Origin of the sequence: Nitratireductor sp. ZSWI3, from assembly GCF_024655565.1 — a bacterium.
Lineage (GTDB): Bacteria > Pseudomonadota > Alphaproteobacteria > Rhizobiales > Rhizobiaceae > Nitratireductor.
This window is the reverse complement of sequence record NZ_JANKOF010000108.1, coordinates 1-16,211: the sequence shown is the minus strand read 5'-3', so window position 1 is coordinate 16,211 and position 16,211 is coordinate 1. Positions and strand designations below refer to the sequence as shown.

Genomic DNA, 16,211 nt, shown 5'->3' with positions numbered 1-16,211 from the left:
CGCCCGGCGACCAGGTCGAGGACGGCGCGGTTGAAGATCGCGAACTGAACGTCGCGGTCGCGGCCGCTCACCGCCTCGCCGAGCCGCAGCGCCTCGGCGACGTCAAAGTCCCGCGATGCCACGAGGCGTTCGAGCACGCCGGTGATCTCCGCACCGCCGAACTGCGCCAGCAGGATGGCGTTGCGCACGCTGCCGCGGGCGTGGTCGGCAAGGACGGTTTCACCCTCCGTCTCCGGCGCGCCGAGCGCCCTGAGGAGCCCGCCGAGCCGATCGGCGCCGAGGGGGCTCAGCCGCACGATCTGGCAGCGCGAACGGATGGTCGGCAGGAGACGGCCGAGCGAATGGGCGATGAGGATGAAGACGGTGCGCGGCGGCGGTTCCTCCAGGCTCTTCAAGAGTGCGTTGGCGGCGCTGACATTCATGTCGTCGGCAGGATCGACGATGACGACGCGATAGCCGCCGTCATGCGAGGTCAGCGACAGGAACCGCTGGATGCGGCGGATCTCGTCGACCGTGATGACGGTCTTGAACTTCTTGTCGCGTTCCACATAGGGGCGCGTCAGGTGCAGGAGCGAGGGATGCGCGTCCTGCGCGATCAGCCGGAAGGTCTGCGAGGCGGGATCGGGCTTTGCCAGATGCTGCGGTGCGGCCGCCGGATCGGGGTGGTTGAAGAGGTGGTTGGCGAGGTGGAAGGCGAGCGTCGCCTTGCCGATCCCGGGAGGGCCGGCGAACAGCAGGCCGTGATGCAGCTTCCCGGCGCGGTAGGCGCCGGCAAGCATCGCCGCGGCGTCTTCGTGGCCGACCAGCAGGGGGTTCTCCGCCGGCTCGGGAATCTCGGGCAGCGTGTCGAACCGTTCGGGAGCGATGCGTTCGAACATCAGGCCCTGCTCCGCATCGGCTTCAGAGCGCTCTCGCGTTCGGCGCGCGCCATGGCCGCCCGCACCGCCTTCAATACGCCGGCGGCCACCTTGTCCGGCGGATCTTCGGCATCCACCACGACGCAACGGTCGGGCTCGGCCCTGGCGATCTCCAGGAACGCCCTGCGGCGCCGACGGTGGACAGACAGCGTCTCCTTCTCGAAGCGGTCGGGCGCATCGCTGCCGCGCCGGGCCCCTGCCCTGCGCAGCCCTTCCTCAGGGTCGATGTCGAGGATGATCGTCAGGTCCGGCAGCATGCCGTTGACCGTGACGCGCTCGAGCGTCTCCATGAAGGCCGGTTCCAGGTCGCCGGTCACGCCCTGATAGACGCGTGAGGAATCGAGGAAGCGGTCGCACAGGACGACGGTGCCGCGCTCGATCGCCGGGCGGATCACCTGCTCGACATGGTCGGAGCGGGCGGCGGCGAAGAGGATCGCCTCCATCGCCGGGCCGAAGGGCTCGGCCGCACCCGACAAGAGCACGTGGCGGACGGCTTCGGCGCCCGGCGATCCACCCGGCTCGCGGGTCACCAGAACCGTTCTGCCCTCTTCGCGCAGGCTGTCGGCCAGCTGCCCGATCTGGGTCGACTTCCCGGCACCCTCGCCTCCCTCGAATGTGATGAAGAAACCGCGCCGCAACAGACTTTCCCTTCGCCCGGCGCATCGGCCCGAATACCGGATCGATCTTCGGAAAGCACGATGCGCAGATTCAAAGACTTTCAGCGTCCCTCGTGCGTCCGAACGGCCGCACGGCGCCGTGGCCGCGGGAGCCTCGCTCCCGGTAGCCTCACCCCCTACTTAGGCGTTCGAACCCCAAAGGTCCACGCCATGCGGGGCTTCTCAACATCCCATTGGACGAAGTGAGACGAAAGCCGGCTATGAGCGGTATTTCCGGAGCCAGCCGGTCAGGAGCTCGCCGACCGCGTCGAGCGCGCGGTGCGAGAGGCGGCCGACGCCCACATCCTCGGCGGCATAGAGCGGTGTCTGCTGGCTGAGCGTATCGCCGACCCAGACCTCGAGCGTGCCGATCCGCATTCCCTCCTCGACGGGAGCGGCCACCGGGCCCTGGTAGACGATGCGCGCGGTCAGGCGGTCGGCATCGGCTACCGGCTGGAAGACGACCACCGGCTCCCTCGCCCGCAGCGCAAGATCCGATCGGTCACCGCCGAAGACCGAGACGCGGCCGATCACTTCGCCAGCGGCGAAGACCTCGGTCTTCGCAAAGGCGCGGACGCCCCAGTCGAGGATCTTGCGCGCTTCCTCGGCGCGCTGCTCCGCGCTCTCAAGGCCGCTCATGGCGACGAACAGCCGCCGGTCGCCGCGGTCGATCGCGCCGACCAGCGCATAGCCGCTTTCCTCGGCAAAGCCGATGGCCATGCCCTCGGCGCCGATGTCCATGCGCAGGAGCGGATTGCGGTTTCGCTGGAAGATCTTGTTCCAGGTGAAGGCTTCCTGCGCGTAGCGCCTGTAGAAGTCGGGATGCTCGCGCCAGATGTGGCGCGCCAGCAAGACGAGATCGCGCATGGTGACATGCTGCCCGGACGCCGGCAGGCCCGTCGCGTTGACGAAGACGGAGCTCTTCATGCCGATCGCGCGGGCGTGCTCGGTCATCATCCTGGCGAAATTCTCCTCCGAGCCGGCCATCCCCTCGGCAATGACGATGCATCCGTCATTCGCCGCCTGGACGATGACCGCCTGGATCAGCGCTTCGAGCGGAACCTCAGACTTCACTTCGGCGAACATGGTGGCCGTGCCCGAAACCGCCCCGCCCGTCCGCCAGGCGTGCTCGCTGACGTAAAATTCGTCGCTCAGGGACAGGCGGCCGTTTTCGACCGCGTCGAAGACCATTTCCATCGTCATCAGCTTGGCGAGCGATGCGGGCGGCACTTTCGCATCGGCGTTCCTGGAGAAGAGGACGGCGCCCGTCTCAGCATCGATCATGTGAGCCTGGGCAGCGCGCGTTTCGAAAAGCTGAGCGGTAGCCGTCTGTGCGCCGGACAGGAACAGGCATGCGGCAAGCGCTGCCGCTTTTGCGAACAAACTCGATCGGTACACCACATCGCCCCCGCGATTTTCGTCCGGCACCATTGTACAGGCTGGACGGTCCGACGATCAACCGTCGCGGAAAACACAAGCTCTTGAAGGCATGGCAGCACGCCGGCCGGTTGATCGGGCAGACGATTTCTGAAGCACGGCGTCCAGAAGGACGCCGGCGTTTCAGCGGCGCACGACGAATGCGTCCTGCGCGCCCTCGGCCCAGGCCGTTTCCAGCATCCGGTCGAGATCCATGCGACCGTCGGGCATGACGCTGACGACGAACAGCATCGCGCCCTGATCGTCGGTCACCGCCTGCAGGTCGACCCTGCCCAGCCGCGAAAGACTTTGCGCCAGCCCTTCGGCCTCACGCCGCGAGGCGAAGGCGCCCGCGTTGAGGTAACCGGCTTCGCCGGTTGTTGCCGCCGGCGCGGCGGGCGAACCCTTCCACCAGCGCTGCACGGCGGAAGCCGTCAGGCCGGTGTCAAGCACGCGATCGAAGGCGCTGGCAGCGCTGGCGATCCGCCGGTCCGCATAGGACAGGGCCGCCATGTCGACCTCTTTTGACGGCAGGGTCCGCGGACGGTCCGGAAGGATCGGCCCGGTGGCCGGCAGCGCGAACGCCGCATCGGAAGCGGCCGGTGCGGGCGCCAGGCCGGGCTGGCTGGCGAAGGCGTCGGCGGCAGCCACGCCCGGCAGCGAAGCCGTCGGCGTCGGGCCGTTCATGGCGATCATCACGCCCGTCGGCAGCCCGTCGGAGGGATCGGGAGCCGCGTTGCCCGGCCGGTAGGATGCCAGGAGATACTGGTCGTCGCGCCCTTCGAGTGGTGCCGGACCGACATATTCGACCTTGACCTTCGCCACCCCGACGCTCTTGTAGCCGAGCAGATCGGCGGCGCGCTCGGACAGGTCGATCACCCGGTCGTGGGCGAACGGGCCGCGATCGTTGACGCGCACGAGGACCGAGCTGCCGTTCTGCACGTTGGTGACGCGGGCATAGCTCGGCAGCGGCATGGTGGGATGCGCCGCCGTCAGATGGGTCATGTCATAGACTTCGCCATTGGCCGTCAGGCGCCCGTGAAAGGCATCGCCGTACCAGGAGGCCGCGCCCGTCTTGACGTAGTCGGGATCTTCCTTCGGACGGTACCATTTGCCCTTCACCTGATAGGGCTTGCCGACATGATAGCGTCCGCCGCCGCGCGGCAGATTGGAACGCAGCGCGCTGACGCGCGGACTTGCCTTCACGCCATATTCGGATTCGGCAAAATACTCCTTGGTGCCGGTCTTCTTGACGGCAACCTTCGGCGTCGTCGAGGTGCAGGCCGACAAAAGGGCCACGCCGGCCGTTGCGGCAATCATGACGGAAAGATGGCGCGCGCGCTTCCCACCCAAACGTGTTCGCAGGTTCATGCGCGCGAATCCCCTCGAGACGTCGACCAGCCATTCATCGGCGCAAGAAATCCCCATCCATCTCAAAAAGCTCGAAAAACCGGCACTTTCAGCAAATCCGCACGAGCACCCTCCGCACCCATGCCAGAAACATCTTAGCACCCTGTAAATCGTTTGTGGCGGGAAAGGGGCAAGAAGGGCGAAATGCGCAAATCGCACGACGGCGGCGGGTGTTTCCCGGCGGAGGAACGGCGTTTCGTCTTGAAAAGCCCGACCACTTCCCGCATACAGCGTTGCGCCGGAGGGATGGCCGAGTGGTTGAAGGCACCGGTCTTGAAAACCGGCAGGCGGGCAACCGTCTCGTGGGTTCGAATCCCACTCCCTCCGCCATTTGCCTTCGATTCCACGTGGCAGCGCGATCCTTCTTGGAATGGCACCTCGGGCAACGTTGCCCGACAGAAGTCTCCTCGCAAAATGGCGCCGCGCGTCGTTGCCCCTGCGACACACCTCTTGCGCAAAGCGTCCGCTCACACCCCGGACCGGCGAGGAAACGGTTGACCTTGCCCGGTCTTTTCCCCGACGCTTCTTCATCGGGTTCCATCGGGGGAAGATCATGAGAAGACTGTTTCTCGCCGGCGCCATCGCCGCAGCGGCTTGTGCACCGGCCTTTGCCGCCGATCCCGCCGCCAGCGCGGATGCGATGCCGTATGATTGGTCGGGCTTCTATCTCGGCGTTCAGGCCGGCGGGTCGTGGGGCGAGGTCGAGCACCGGATCCCCGATTTCGAACAGGTGTTCGGGCCGGCGCCCGACGGCGACATAAGCGGCTGGCTGGTCGGCGGCTATGCGGGCTACTACTGGCAGATGGACCGTATCGTCCTCGGCGCCGAACTCGGTGCCAACTGGCGCGATGTCGACGGGACGACCACGCTTCAGGGGCAGATGACCCGGACGACGGAGCAGAAATGGGACGCCTCGCTGGTCGGCAAGGTGGGCCTGCCGGTCGACAACATGCTTTTCTATGGCCTGGCCGGCGTCTCGGTGACCGAGGTCGAATCCTGGACCAATGTCGGGATCGGCATTCCCACGAACGCCTCCGACATCGTGTGGGGCTGGACGGTCGGCGCCGGCGCGGAGATGGCTTTCTCCGATCACCTGCGCGGGCGCCTCGAATACCGTTTTGCCGATTATGGGGAAGCGGACGTCCAATGCAGCACCTGCGGCCCGACCTTCGTGGAGCCGCGCACCCACACCGTCGCCGTAGGCCTGTCCTACAACTGGTAGGGCGCTGCGGCAGCGGTCGAACGTTTCTTCCGATGCCCTTTCGGGAAGCATGCGGCCGCCGGGTGAAATCACCCGACGGCGACGCCGCTTCAGCGACCGAACCCGGCGCTCGCCGGTAGCCAGAGCGAGAGCTGCGGGAAGGCCCAGATCATCACCAGCCCGGCGAGAAGCAGCGCGACGTAAGGCCCAGCGCCGCGGATGATCTCCGACAGGCGGGCGCCCGTGATTCCCTTGATGACGAACAGGTTCATGCCCACCGGCGGGGTGATCAGGGCGAGCTCGAGATTGATCATCAGCATCACCCCGTACCAGATCGGGTTGATGTCGAGGACCGTCATGGCCGGCAGGATGATCGGCGTGGTGATGAGGATGATGGCGATGGTCTCCAGGAACATGCCGAGCACGAAGATGGCGAGCATCACCACCAGGATGAAGCCGGTCTGCGTCAGGCCGAGCGCGGTGACGGCCTCCATGATCTCCGCCGGCAGGCGGATGATCGTCACGGCGTGGCCGAACAGCCCTGCCCCGGCGATGATCATGAACAGCATGGCGCTCGTCCGCATGGTCTGCCAGGCGCAGTCCCACAGGTCTGCGAGCGTCACGTTGCGATAGATGACGAGCGCCACGAACAGGGCGTAGACGGCACCGACCGCGGCGGCCTCGGCGGCCGTGAAGATGCCGAGATAGATGCCGCCGAGGATGATGGGCGGCATCAGCACGGCCCATACTGAACGGACGAAGGCCCGGGCCACCTCGCGCGTGCCCGGCCATGCCTGGGCGTGCGTCTCGCCATGCGCGTTGGCCTGCACCCATGAGAAGACGGCGAAGGCGACGGCCATGATCAGGCCGGGGATCATGCCGGCCAGGAACAGGGCGCCGATCGAGGCGTCGGTGACGATCGCATAAAGGATCATCGGCCCCGAGGGCGGGATCAGGATGCCGAGCGTGCCGCCGGCGGCGATGATGCCGTAGGTATCGCTGCGCCGGTAGCCGAAGCGCTGCATCTGCGGGATCGCCGTCGAGCCGATGGTGAGCGCGGTGGCGACGGAGGAGCCGGAGATGGTGGAAAAGATGGTGCAGGACAGGATCGTCGCGAAGCCGAGCCCGCCCTTCACGTGGCCGACCAGCTTGTTGGCCATGTCGTAGAGATCGTCGACCACCTTCGCCTTGATCATGACATGGGCCATGAAGGCAAACATCGGGATGGTGGCGAGCAGCGGGTTGTTGAGGCTGGCGAACACCGTGTCGGCCATCGCGTCGATCTTGCCCTCGAAGAACCACAGGACGATGACCGAACAGAGCGACAAGGCGATGAAGATCGGCATGCCGGTGAGCAGCATGACGACCAGGAAGGCGAGGATGAGGAAGATCGTCATCGCGGCCGCTCCGCAACAAGGCGCAGGGCCTGGGCGATCGCGGCGATCCCGAGAAGGACGGCGCCCACCACCATGACCGATTGCGGAATCCACATCGGCAGCGACAGATAGCCGGTGGAATAGGCGCCGAAGCGGCGCGAAAAGATCACGGTATGCCAGGAGGTGATGCAGAACAGCGCCGCGAAGACAAGCACCGTGAGGCTGGACCACAGGTCCAGCCACCAGCGCCCCCTGGGGCCGAAGCGGTCGAACAGGAGATCGATGCGGATGTGGTCTCCGCGCCGCAGCGCTTCGGCCGCGCCGAGCATGACGATGACGACGACCAAGAAGCCCGTCGCCTCGTCGGCGCCCATGATCGGCCGCCCCAGCACATAGCGATTGAAGACGCTGACGGCGGTGGTCACCAGCACCGCGAGGATGGTCACCGCGCTCAGCGCTCCGCCGAGACGGGTCAGCGCCGCCGCCAGGCGCCCGGGCAGCGAGGAGACGCCATCCATCTCCCCGCGTGCTGACTTGCTCTCCAAGCTCATGCCGCTACTGGAGCTTGCCGATCAGGTCCAGGAGCTTTTTGCCGTCCTCGCCGGTCTCATCGGCAAAGCCCTCGGCAAAGGCCGGCTGCATGACCGCCTTGAGCGCAGCATTCTCCTCGTCGGTTGCGATGTGGACCGTGACGCCCTTCTCCTCGAGCTGTTTCGGTGCGTCCGCCGCCGCCGCGATGGAGGCTTCCAGCGCCCATTGCGAGGCCTTTTCGCCCGCCTGATCGAGGGCCGTCTTCGCCTTGTCGCTCAAGCCGTCATACCAGGACGGAGTGACGTAGCCGTGCAGATAGGCCGCCAGCACCGGCACCACCGTCATATGGTCCTGCACCTCGAAATATTTGCGCGAATAGGCGGCCGCGACGTCGGTGATCGCCGCATCCACCACGCCGGTCGCCAACGCCTGGTAGACCTCGCTGCCGGGCATCGACACCGTGGTCGCGCCCATGGCGGTCAGGCCGCGGTCGAAGGCGGGGCCGATGCCGCGCATCTTGAGGCCCTTGAAGTCGTCGGGCGCGACCAGCGCCCTGCCCTTCGAGGTGAACACGCTGGTGTTGGTCTGGAACATCCAGGCGACGTTCTTCACGCCTTTCTCGGCCAGCTTCTCCTCCAGGAAGGCGGCGGCCTCCGAGGTCGGCCACTTCTTCCAGGCTTCGATCGAGGACATGGTGTAGGGGCCGACCGTAACGTTCATCAGCGGCAGCGTCTTGCCCCACTGGAAGTTCAGCGAGAAGGCGCACTCGATGTCGCCCTTGGCGACCGCCAGGATGTTGTCGTTGGCCTTGACCAGGCTGTCCGCGCCGAAAACCTGCACGTCGAGCTCGCCTTCCGACAGCGTCTCGACCTCGGCGGCCCAGCGGTCGACCACCTTGGCGATGTGATGGGCCGGCGGAAGCTGATGGCTGCAGCGCATGGCCGTCTCGGCCTGCGCCATGGTGACGGCGGAAACGGAGAGCAGCAGGGTTGCGGCCAGTGTTGTCTTGATGCGGTGCATGAAATGATCCTCCCTTGTTGTGTGTCGGGGCAAACTTGCCCCAGATTTAACAAGTGGCCTGCGTTTCCCCGCCAAACCGGCTCGGTTTGACTGGGGCAGGACACCTGATGACCGGGCCTCCGCTCCCGGTCATGCCCTCCAGTCGATCATGCCCGGCGGCCCGGCACGCGCGATCGCGCCGTAAAACTGCTCATCGGGCATGGCCTCTTGCGGAATCGAACGGGCCGCGGCAAGCGCGGAGATGTCGATTCCGGTACGGAATCCCTTCGTTTCGCACAGAAATACGAGATCTTCGAAGACGACGTTGCCGGTGGCGCCGGGGGCGAAGGGGCAGCCGCCGAGGCCGCCCAGCGAGCCGTCGAGCACGCGGCAGCCGGCATCGAGCGCCGCCGACGCGTTGGCGATCCCCATGCCGCGCGTGTCATGCAGATGCACGATGAAGGCTCCGCCGCACAGGCGCTCCATGGCGCTGGAAAGCGCACCGACCTGGCGCGGCCCGGCAAAGCCCACCGTATCGGCAATGCCGACGATGTCGGCGCCGGCTTCCAGGCAGGCCTCAGTCAGCCGCAGCACCTCGTCAGGCTGCACGTCTCCTGCGATCGAACAACCGAAGGCCATCGATATGCCGGCATTGACGAGCGCATGGTGGCCGCGCTCGTCGCGCATGCGCACGGCCCTGCGCACCAGGTCGATCGCCTCCTGGCGCGAGCGGCGCATATTGGCCTGGCTGTGCTCCTCGGTCGCCGAGACGACGCAGACCACCTCGTCGACCTTCGTGTCGAACGCATCGGCGGCACCACGCTCGTTGAGCGCCAGCGCTGCAGAACGGGCGCCGTCGAGCTGTGACGCGGCCTCGATGATCTCGCGGATATCGGCGAATTGCGGCATGCGGCTCGCCGGCAGGAAGGAGCCGATCTCGAAATGACGCACGCCGGCGGCATGCTCGGCGCGCAGCCAGGCTCGTTTCGCTTCGGTCGATGGCCAGGCCTTTACGAGCTGCAGCCCGTCGCGCAGCCCGACCTCGCGCAGGCTGACGCGGTCGGCGGGATAGGCCGATGCCAGGCGGCTCATGCCGCCTTCCTTTCGGGGCCGCGCGCCTGAAGGATCTCCTCCTCGTCCAGACCGAGCGCGCTGAGGACAGCCTCGGTGTCCTCGCCGAGCGCCGGCACGTCGCCGGCCCGGTTCAGCATGACGCCGTCGACGTCGAAGGGCAGAGACGGCGCGCGGAACTTCTCGCCGCTCGGCATCCTTGACTCCGCCAGCCCGCCGGGGCGCATGACATGCGGGTCGGAATACATGTCCGAAGGCTTGGCGATCGGCGAATAGGGAATGCCGAGCCCCTCGAACGCCTCGAGCAGCGGGCCAGCCTGTCGCGCGGCGATCGCCCTGGCGACGACCGGGATGGTGCGGTCGCGCGCATCGATCTGGTCCATGCGGGTCTGCAGCGAGGGATCGGCCAGAAGCGCATCCAGCTCGAGCAGGCGGCAGAGCGCGGCCCATTGCCCCTCGGTGACGGCCCCGACGAAGATCTGCTGCCCGTCGGCGGTGTCGAAAATGTCGTAGACGGGCCAGGAGAAGGTGCGCTCGGGCATGGGCGGCGGGTTCACGCCCTCCAACTCGAACTGCACCATGTGCTGGGCGACCAGAAGCAGGCAGTTCTCGAAAAGGCCGATCCGCAGGCTGCGTCCCCTGCCCGTCTTCTCGCGCTCCATCAGGGCCGCGACCACGGAGAACGCGCCGAACAAGCCGCCCATGATGTCGTTGGCGGACGAGCCGACGCGCAGCGGACGACCGGTCGGTCCGGTCATGTAGGCAAGGCCGGTCATCATCTGGACGACCTCGTCGAGCGCCGTGCGGTCCTGATAGGGACCGGAAAGGAAACCCTTGTGGGATGCCAGGACCAGTTTCGGAAAACGCTCGCGCAGCTTTGCCGGGTCCGCCCCCATTTTCGACAGTGAAGCGTCGCGAAAATTGTCGACGAAGACGTCGGCGGTCGACAGGAGCGTGTCCAGGGCGCGCCGCCCGGCGGGCGTCTTGAGATCCAGTTGAACGGATTTCTTGCCGCGGTTGAACAGGGGAAAGAACGGCCGCCCCATGCCGGTCAGGTCACGGGTCTTGTCGCCCTCGGGCGGTTCGACCTTGATCACCTCCGCCCCCAGCATGCCCAGAAACATGCCGCAGGACGGCCCCATGATCATATGGGTCATCTCGACCACCCTGAACCCCTCCAGGGGCCGGAAGCTCTGCTCCATCACGTCCTCCTCGAACCTGATCGAGCCTAGCGTTGCCGAAGCCGTCGAAAAATCATAAATTTTCTAACATATCTTTCGAAAAAACAGAAAGCTGGAGCAACCCTTGGATTCACGGCAGCTTCGCTACTTCACGGCCATCTACGAGCAGGGAACGCTGTCGAATGCGGCCGAGCATTGCCGTGTGGCGGTCTCCGCGCTCAGCCATCATCTGGCGAATCTGGAGGCCGAATTCGGCACGGCGCTGTTCGAACGCAAGCCGCGCGGCTTGCGCCCGACCGCCTCGGGCGAGCGGCTATACGTGCACGCCAAGTCGATCCTGAAGGCCATGTCGGCCGCCGAGAAGGACATTCGCGAGGCGGGCGAGGAGATCTCCGGCGAGGTTTCCGTGGGCATGGCCTATTCGGCGGTCAAGGCGATCGGCGTCGGACTGGCGCACCGTGTCGTCTCCGACTATCCGAAAGTGAGGTTGTCGCTCTCGGAAAGCCTGTCCGGCTCGACGCTGCTGCACCTGATGGCCTCGGAGGTCGACATCGCGCTGCTCTACAACCCACCGGCCGACCCCCGCCTTCGCGTGCAGCCGGTCCTGGAAGAATCGATGGTGCTGGTGGGAACCCGGGCGATCATCGGCGACAGCGAGGAGCCGGTGCGCTTTTCCGAGATCCTCGACATGCCGATGATCCTGTTGCGCCAGGGGATTTCGGCCCGCGCGCTGGTCGACGACACCAACCTTCTCAAGAAGCTCGAAAGCCGCGCCAAGCTGCAGATGAACTCCGTGCAGGCCATCGGTGCCTCATTGGCGGCCGGGCTCGGCTGTGCCGTCGGCACTAAGCTGTTCATGTATGAGCACATCGAGAGCGGGCTTCTGCACTACCGGCCGATCATCGAGCCTGAATTGTCGCGCACGCTCTACATCTGCGAGATGGCCGACCGGCCGGCGACCTATGCGCTCGAGGCCATCCGCGCAGTGATGCTGGAACTGGTCCGCGATGCCGTCACGGCGGGGCGCTGGGAAGCGTCCATCGTCGGCGACTGACGGGGCGCCGGCCCTTGTATTCCATCCGCCGCGGTCTATTCGACCACGGCGATCTCGTCTTCGGCACTATCGTCTGCTGTGGGGGCTTCCGCTTCGAGCGTCGCGCGCACCTCGTCGATCTTGCCATAGGCGTCGCCGACGCCGAGCACGCCCTTCGCCCAATCCAGCATCTCTTCGTCGACATAGGCTTCGGCGCCATATTGCTCGACACGGTTCCTGTTGGCGGCGGCGAGAAGCGCTTCGGTCAGCGCCTCGTCGGTGGTCGCCACCTCGAGCGTGTCGAGACTCTCCTCCGCTTCGGCAAGCTCGTTCTCGGCATCCGAAAGGGCAGAAAATTCGTCGCTGGCGAGCGCGCTCTCCAACGCGTCGCGCTCTTCGGCGAGCGCCGCAAGCTCGTCGTCGGTCAGGGCGGACGTGTCGACCGTTTGCAGCGATTCAAGGCGCGCTTCCAGTTCGGCCGCCGTCAGACCCTGATAGTCGAAACCGTCATAGGACTGGATCCCGTCGAGATGTGGTGCGAACGCTTCGGAAGCGGCGACGGCCGCAGCCTGCAGGGCTTCGATCTCTTCCGCGGCGATCTCGTATTGCGCCGAGGCCAGCACATAGCTGCGGACGGCGGTCATGCGCGGATCGTTGGCGTTCAGATAGGCGTGGTAGTTGCGTTTTAGCGAATTGAGGCCGGCCAGCTTGGCGTTGAAGTTCAACTCGCGCTGCGGCCTCGGCTGGGGAATCGGCGCATTCGCCAGCATCGGCCGGGTGGTGCGGTTGGCGCTGCGGCCCCTCGCCTTCGAGGTTTCGATGCCGGTTCTGGCGGCGCGGCGCTCCTGTCCACCGCCAAGGGCGCTGCGCGCGGCGCCGACGATGTCGCCGAAAAGATTGCCGACGCCCTTGCCGTTTCCTTGGCCGCTCCTCGACGATCGCGCCGAGGCCCGCTGGCTCTTGGCGCCGGAAACGCCGCCCGGCCCGTGACCGCCGCGGTTGCTCGCCTGGTTGCCGCCATGGTTGCCGCCATGGTTGCCATTGCCCCCGCCATTGCCGCCTCCGCCGCCATTACCGCCGCCCTTGGCGTGCGCCTGGCTCGACTGGAAGGCGGGTGTGCCATCAGGCCCCACCGACAGGATCGGCATGAACAGCAAAGCCGTCGTGCAACCGGCAATGATCGTGAAACGCGTCCGCATGGCGCTCCTCCCCTCGGACAATCTCGAAATCGCTCCAGAGTAGAGAGTAGCGCCGGACGGGTAAGCGGCTAAATAACGATTTGTTTTGGATGCGAATCAAAAGCCGGCTATTCGCTCGGCCGCGCCGATGCCGGATGATGCCTCGTTCAGCGCTCGCCGAGGCTCGACCCGAACTGCTCGACCAGCGGGGCGATGAAATAGCTCAAAAGCGTGCGGTCTCCGGTGATCGCGTCGATGGAGGCGGTCATGCCCGGTCGCAGCGGAAATCTGCCGGCGGGTGATTCAAGGAAATCCGCCTCGGGCCGCAGCCGCACGACGAATTCCCAGCGTCCCGGTTGCGTCTCGACCGAATCGGCCGAGACCTCCAGGACCTTTGCGCTGACCGATCCGAAACGCTCCGCCGGAAAGGCGTCGAGCTTGATGCGGGCGGCCTGGCCACCATGCAGGAAGCCGCTGTCCTGGTTCGGAAAGACGGCCTCGACCTCCAGCGCGCCACCATCCGGCACGATGCGCATCAGGCTTTCGCCGGACTGTGCGATGCCGCCGATGGTGAAGAGCGACATCTGCTCGACCGTGCCGGACACCGGTGCGGTGAGGCGCGCGGCGGCGATCTTGCGCTCGGCGCCGCGGCGTTGCTGGAGAAGGACGGCCAACCTGCCGTCGATCTCGCTGCGGCGCTGCCGGATGCGGTTGATCCGCGCCGTCAGAACGGCCCGGCGCTCCGCCTCGAGGATCGAGCGGGTGGCGATCTGCTTGTCGAGCTCGCGCAGCAGCATCTCGCGCTGCTTCCTGGCGTCCTGGTAGGTTTCGAGCACCGACAGATAGGCCGCGCGCGAGGCCGCGCCGCTGCGGATCAGCTTGTCGGCCGCCTCCAGCCGCTCGGTCTGGATGTCGATCGCCGCGTCGGATTTGGCGATGCCGGCGCGGGTGACCTCCTTCGCCTTCTCGTTGGCCTCGATCCGTGCGATCGCCTGGCGCAGCGCTACCGCGGCGTCTTCCGTCTCGGCGGCGAGCAACTGCCTCTGCTCCTCCAGGAACGAGGGATCGAGCCCTTCCCCTGCTTCTTTCACTTGCGGATCGAAGGGAGCGACCGCGACGGCTCCGGTGACGAGATCGGCCTGAGCGAGGCCGGCAAGGAAGCTCTCCAGACGCAACATTTCCACGCCGAGACGCTGCTCTTCCTGAACGATCGTATCGCGCTCTAGGCTGGCCTGCGTTGCGTCGAGCTGCAGGAGCAGGTTGCCCTTTTCCACCTTCGAGCCGTTGCGAACCAGGATTTCCGTCACCGGCCCGGAAAATTCGGCCTGGATCACCTGCACCCGCTCGACGGGAATGATCTTGCCGGTTCCGCGCGCCGTGATCTCGACGCGCAGCAGGGCGGCGGCAATCAGGCAGACGAGGAAGACGCCGCCGGTGAAGAGGACTGTCACATGCAGGGTGGGCGAAGCGATCCTGGTGTTGGCGGCGCGCATCAGAACACCTCCGAGCGGCCGAAATCGACGAAGGCGTCGGCCCTCGCGAAAACGTCGGGCCGGTGCGTGATGATGACGAGGGTCATCTGCTGCCTCAGCGCCATCAGTTCGTGGACCATGCGGCGCTGGGCGTTTTCGTCCAGTGCGCTCGTCGGCTCGTCGAGGATCAGGACGGAGGGCTTTTGCAGTACGGCGCGGGCGATCGCCACCCGCTGCCTCTGACCGCCCGAAAGCGCGCTGCCCCGCTCTCCCACCTCCGCCTCGAAACCGCCGATCAGCTGTTCGGGCAGTTCGGCCGCCGCGGCGACTTTGAGGGCGGCGCGCAGATCCTCGTCCCGCGCGTCGCCGTTTTCCATGAGCAGATTGGCGCGCAGGCTGCCGGAGAAGAGATAGGGTTCCTGCGGGACATAGGCGATCCTGGCGCGCACCGAGGCCGGGTCGCGGGCGGCGATATCCTCGCCGCCAAACAGGATCTGGCCATCATCCGGTGCCTCCAGCCCGGCGGCAAGGCGGCCGAAGGTCGACTTTCCGATTCCCGAGGGACCGACCACGACGGTGCAGGTGTGGGGTTCGGCGACTAAGTTGAAACCCCGCAGCACCGGATGGCCGGCCGTATAGGCGAAGCCGACCTTGCGGAACTCTAGGCGCGGCGGCAATTCTGCCGGAAGCGGCGGGCGCTCGCCGAAAGGCTCGATCGGCGTGTTCACGATGTCACCGAGCCGCTGGCGGGAAACCTTCAGGTTCTGCCAGTCCTGCCACAGGCGCGAAAAGCCGGCCACTGGCCCGGCGATCTTCTCCGCAACGAGCTGGAAGGCGATGAGCTGGCCGAGCGTCAGATCCCCCGAGAAAACCTGCCGGGCGCCGATAAAGACGATGCCGATCGTCACCATTCGCTCGAAGATGGAGGTCAGCTCGCCGCTGGCGATGCCGAGCAGCTGCACCCTGCGCCCGGCGTCGAGCGACCGCGACAGCGTGCCGTTCAGACGGTCGAGCATGATGTTCTCCGCCCCCAGCGCCTTGACCGAGACCGCGCCGCACAGATTTTCGACCATTCCCGACTGATGCTTCGATCCGGCGTCGAACTGTTCGCGCAGCCGGCGCCGCAGGAACGGCCCGAAGCCGAGATAGACGATCATCTGCAGCGGCAAGGCCACAAGCACGAGCAAGGTCAGCTTGGTCGACAGGGCAAAGAGAATCGCCAGGTAGATGACGACGAACACGAGGTCGAGGAAGACGCCCGTCGTCGTGCCCAGCAGGAATGCGCGGATCGTGTCCGTCTCGCCGACGCGGGTGATCGTCTCGCCGACCGGCCAGCGACGGAAATGACTGAGGGGCAGCTTGAACAGATGAGCGAAGATGCGGCTGCCCAGCTCGCTCGTGATGCGGTTCGCGGTCAGCATTCCGAGCAGGCTCGACAGGATGTTGAAGCCGCTCTGGAACAGGCTCGCTGCCGCCAGCACGATCACCACGACGACCAGCGAGGCCTCGCGCTGGAATGGCAGGATGCGGTCGATGACGACCTGGAAGATGAAGGGCTGGATAAGGCCGATCAGACGCAGGCAGATGGCGAGAAATGTGAGCTCGGCGAAGATCGGGACGAATTTGTGCAGGGTCTGCCCGAACCATCGTAAGGGAATCTCGCGTGCCGCTGGCAGGCTCGTCTGGCTCATAAGTGGTCCATCGCGAAGAATGAATTGGAACTGAGAGGGGAATGCATGCTGAAACCGAGGCGGGCCGGAGTCTTCGCCG

The 16,211-nt window shown here is 66.2% G+C and carries 14 protein-coding genes and 1 tRNA gene; 3 read left to right on the top strand and 12 right to left on the bottom strand.

The window, feature by feature from the left end:
* The 4 genes from NUU27_RS22245 to NUU27_RS22230 form a co-directional block, all read right to left on the bottom strand.
* Positions 1 to 878, bottom strand: an 878-nt coding sequence (locus NUU27_RS22245; RefSeq protein WP_257764493.1) for a DNA polymerase III subunit delta', incomplete at its 3' end; no start/stop codon positions are given.
* On the bottom strand, positions 878 to 1,555 hold the full coding sequence (gene tmk, locus NUU27_RS22240; protein WP_257764492.1) for a dTMP kinase: 678 nt from the start codon (positions 1,553 to 1,555) through the stop codon (positions 878 to 880). The genes tmk and NUU27_RS22245, both read right to left, overlap by 1 nt.
* Before the next feature lie 237 nt (positions 1,556 to 1,792).
* Complete coding sequence (locus NUU27_RS22235; protein WP_374567923.1) at positions 1,793 to 3,004, bottom strand: D-alanyl-D-alanine carboxypeptidase family protein; 1,212 nt, start codon at positions 3,002 to 3,004, stop codon at positions 1,793 to 1,795.
* A gap of 129 nt (positions 3,005 to 3,133) precedes the next feature.
* Positions 3,134 to 4,360: a septal ring lytic transglycosylase RlpA family protein gene (locus NUU27_RS22230; RefSeq protein ID WP_257764491.1), complete on the bottom strand. Its 1,227-nt coding sequence runs from the start codon at positions 4,358 to 4,360 to the stop codon at positions 3,134 to 3,136.
* A 279-nt stretch (positions 4,361 to 4,639) separates the two neighbouring features.
* Between NUU27_RS22230 and NUU27_RS22225 the strand changes: the two genes are divergently transcribed.
* Both NUU27_RS22225 and NUU27_RS22220 read left to right on the top strand, forming a co-directional pair.
* A tRNA-Ser gene (locus NUU27_RS22225) sits at positions 4,640 to 4,729 on the top strand.
* A gap of 223 nt (positions 4,730 to 4,952) precedes the next feature.
* Positions 4,953 to 5,621: an outer membrane protein gene (locus tag NUU27_RS22220; RefSeq protein WP_257764490.1), complete on the top strand. Its 669-nt coding sequence runs from the start codon at positions 4,953 to 4,955 to the stop codon at positions 5,619 to 5,621.
* An 89-nt stretch (positions 5,622 to 5,710) separates the two neighbouring features.
* Here the strand turns inward: NUU27_RS22220 and NUU27_RS22215 are convergent, their stop codons facing one another.
* From NUU27_RS22215 to NUU27_RS22195, 5 genes are all read right to left on the bottom strand, one after another.
* Complete coding sequence (locus NUU27_RS22215) at positions 5,711 to 6,997, bottom strand: TRAP transporter large permease (protein WP_257764489.1); 1,287 nt, start codon at positions 6,995 to 6,997, stop codon at positions 5,711 to 5,713.
* Positions 6,994 to 7,527, bottom strand: a complete 534-nt coding sequence (locus tag NUU27_RS22210) for a TRAP transporter small permease subunit (RefSeq protein WP_257764488.1) — start codon at positions 7,525 to 7,527, stop codon at positions 6,994 to 6,996. Before NUU27_RS22210 ends, NUU27_RS22215 begins: the two co-directional genes overlap by 4 nt.
* A gap of 4 nt (positions 7,528 to 7,531) precedes the next feature.
* On the bottom strand, positions 7,532 to 8,527 hold the full coding sequence (gene dctP / locus NUU27_RS22205; protein WP_257764487.1) for a TRAP transporter substrate-binding protein DctP: 996 nt from the start codon (positions 8,525 to 8,527) through the stop codon (positions 7,532 to 7,534).
* Positions 8,528 to 8,656: 129 nt separating this feature from the next.
* A complete protein-coding gene (locus NUU27_RS22200) occupies positions 8,657 to 9,598 on the bottom strand; it encodes a hydroxymethylglutaryl-CoA lyase (RefSeq protein ID WP_257764486.1) in 942 nt (313 codons plus the stop codon).
* On the bottom strand, positions 9,595 to 10,779 hold the full coding sequence (locus NUU27_RS22195; protein WP_257764485.1) for a CaiB/BaiF CoA-transferase family protein: 1,185 nt from the start codon (positions 10,777 to 10,779) through the stop codon (positions 9,595 to 9,597). The genes NUU27_RS22200 and NUU27_RS22195 overlap by 4 nt, the downstream gene beginning before the upstream one ends.
* A 103-nt stretch (positions 10,780 to 10,882) precedes the next feature.
* Between NUU27_RS22195 and NUU27_RS22190 the strand changes: the two genes are divergently transcribed.
* Complete coding sequence (locus NUU27_RS22190) at positions 10,883 to 11,812, top strand: LysR family transcriptional regulator (RefSeq protein WP_257764484.1); 930 nt, start codon at positions 10,883 to 10,885, stop codon at positions 11,810 to 11,812.
* Positions 11,813 to 11,847: 35 nt separating this feature from the next.
* Here the strand turns inward: NUU27_RS22190 and NUU27_RS22185 are convergent, their stop codons facing one another.
* The 3 genes from NUU27_RS22185 to NUU27_RS22175 form a co-directional block, all read right to left on the bottom strand.
* Positions 11,848 to 12,990, bottom strand: a complete 1,143-nt coding sequence (locus NUU27_RS22185; protein WP_257764483.1) for a hypothetical protein — start codon at positions 12,988 to 12,990, stop codon at positions 11,848 to 11,850.
* Positions 12,991 to 13,136: 146 nt separating this feature from the next.
* A complete protein-coding gene (locus NUU27_RS22180; RefSeq protein WP_257764482.1) occupies positions 13,137 to 14,462 on the bottom strand; it encodes an HlyD family type I secretion periplasmic adaptor subunit in 1,326 nt (441 codons plus the stop codon).
* Positions 14,462 to 16,132, bottom strand: a complete 1,671-nt coding sequence (locus NUU27_RS22175) for a peptidase domain-containing ABC transporter (protein WP_257764481.1) — start codon at positions 16,130 to 16,132, stop codon at positions 14,462 to 14,464. Before NUU27_RS22175 ends, NUU27_RS22180 begins: the two co-directional genes overlap by 1 nt.
* Positions 16,133 to 16,211 lie beyond the last annotated feature (79 nt).

Bases quoted from the DNA above. Each gene is read 5' to 3' on its own strand.
- NUU27_RS22235 (WP_374567923.1), bottom strand. From the start codon at position 3,004: ATGGTGCCGGACGAAAATCGCGGGGGCGATGTGGTGTACCGATCGAGT.
- NUU27_RS22230 (WP_257764491.1), bottom strand. From the start codon at position 4,360: ATGAACCTGCGAACACGTTTGGGTGGGAAGCGCGCGCGCCATCTTTCC.
- NUU27_RS22220 (WP_257764490.1), top strand. From the start codon at position 4,953: ATGAGAAGACTGTTTCTCGCCGGCGCCATCGCCGCAGCGGCTTGTGCA.
- NUU27_RS22215 (WP_257764489.1), bottom strand. From the start codon at position 6,997: ATGACGATCTTCCTCATCCTCGCCTTCCTGGTCGTCATGCTGCTCACC.
- NUU27_RS22210 (WP_257764488.1), bottom strand. From the start codon at position 7,527: ATGAGCTTGGAGAGCAAGTCAGCACGCGGGGAGATGGATGGCGTCTCC.
- dctP (WP_257764487.1), bottom strand. From the start codon at position 8,527: ATGCACCGCATCAAGACAACACTGGCCGCAACCCTGCTGCTCTCCGTT.
- NUU27_RS22200 (WP_257764486.1), bottom strand. From the start codon at position 9,598: ATGAGCCGCCTGGCATCGGCCTATCCCGCCGACCGCGTCAGCCTGCGC.
- NUU27_RS22195 (WP_257764485.1), bottom strand. From the start codon at position 10,779: ATGGAGCAGAGCTTCCGGCCCCTGGAGGGGTTCAGGGTGGTCGAGATG.
- NUU27_RS22185 (WP_257764483.1), bottom strand. From the start codon at position 12,990: ATGCGGACGCGTTTCACGATCATTGCCGGTTGCACGACGGCTTTGCTG.
- NUU27_RS22180 (WP_257764482.1), bottom strand. From the start codon at position 14,462: ATGCGCGCCGCCAACACCAGGATCGCTTCGCCCACCCTGCATGTGACA.
- NUU27_RS22175 (WP_257764481.1), bottom strand. From the start codon at position 16,132: ATGAGCCAGACGAGCCTGCCAGCGGCACGCGAGATTCCCTTACGATGG.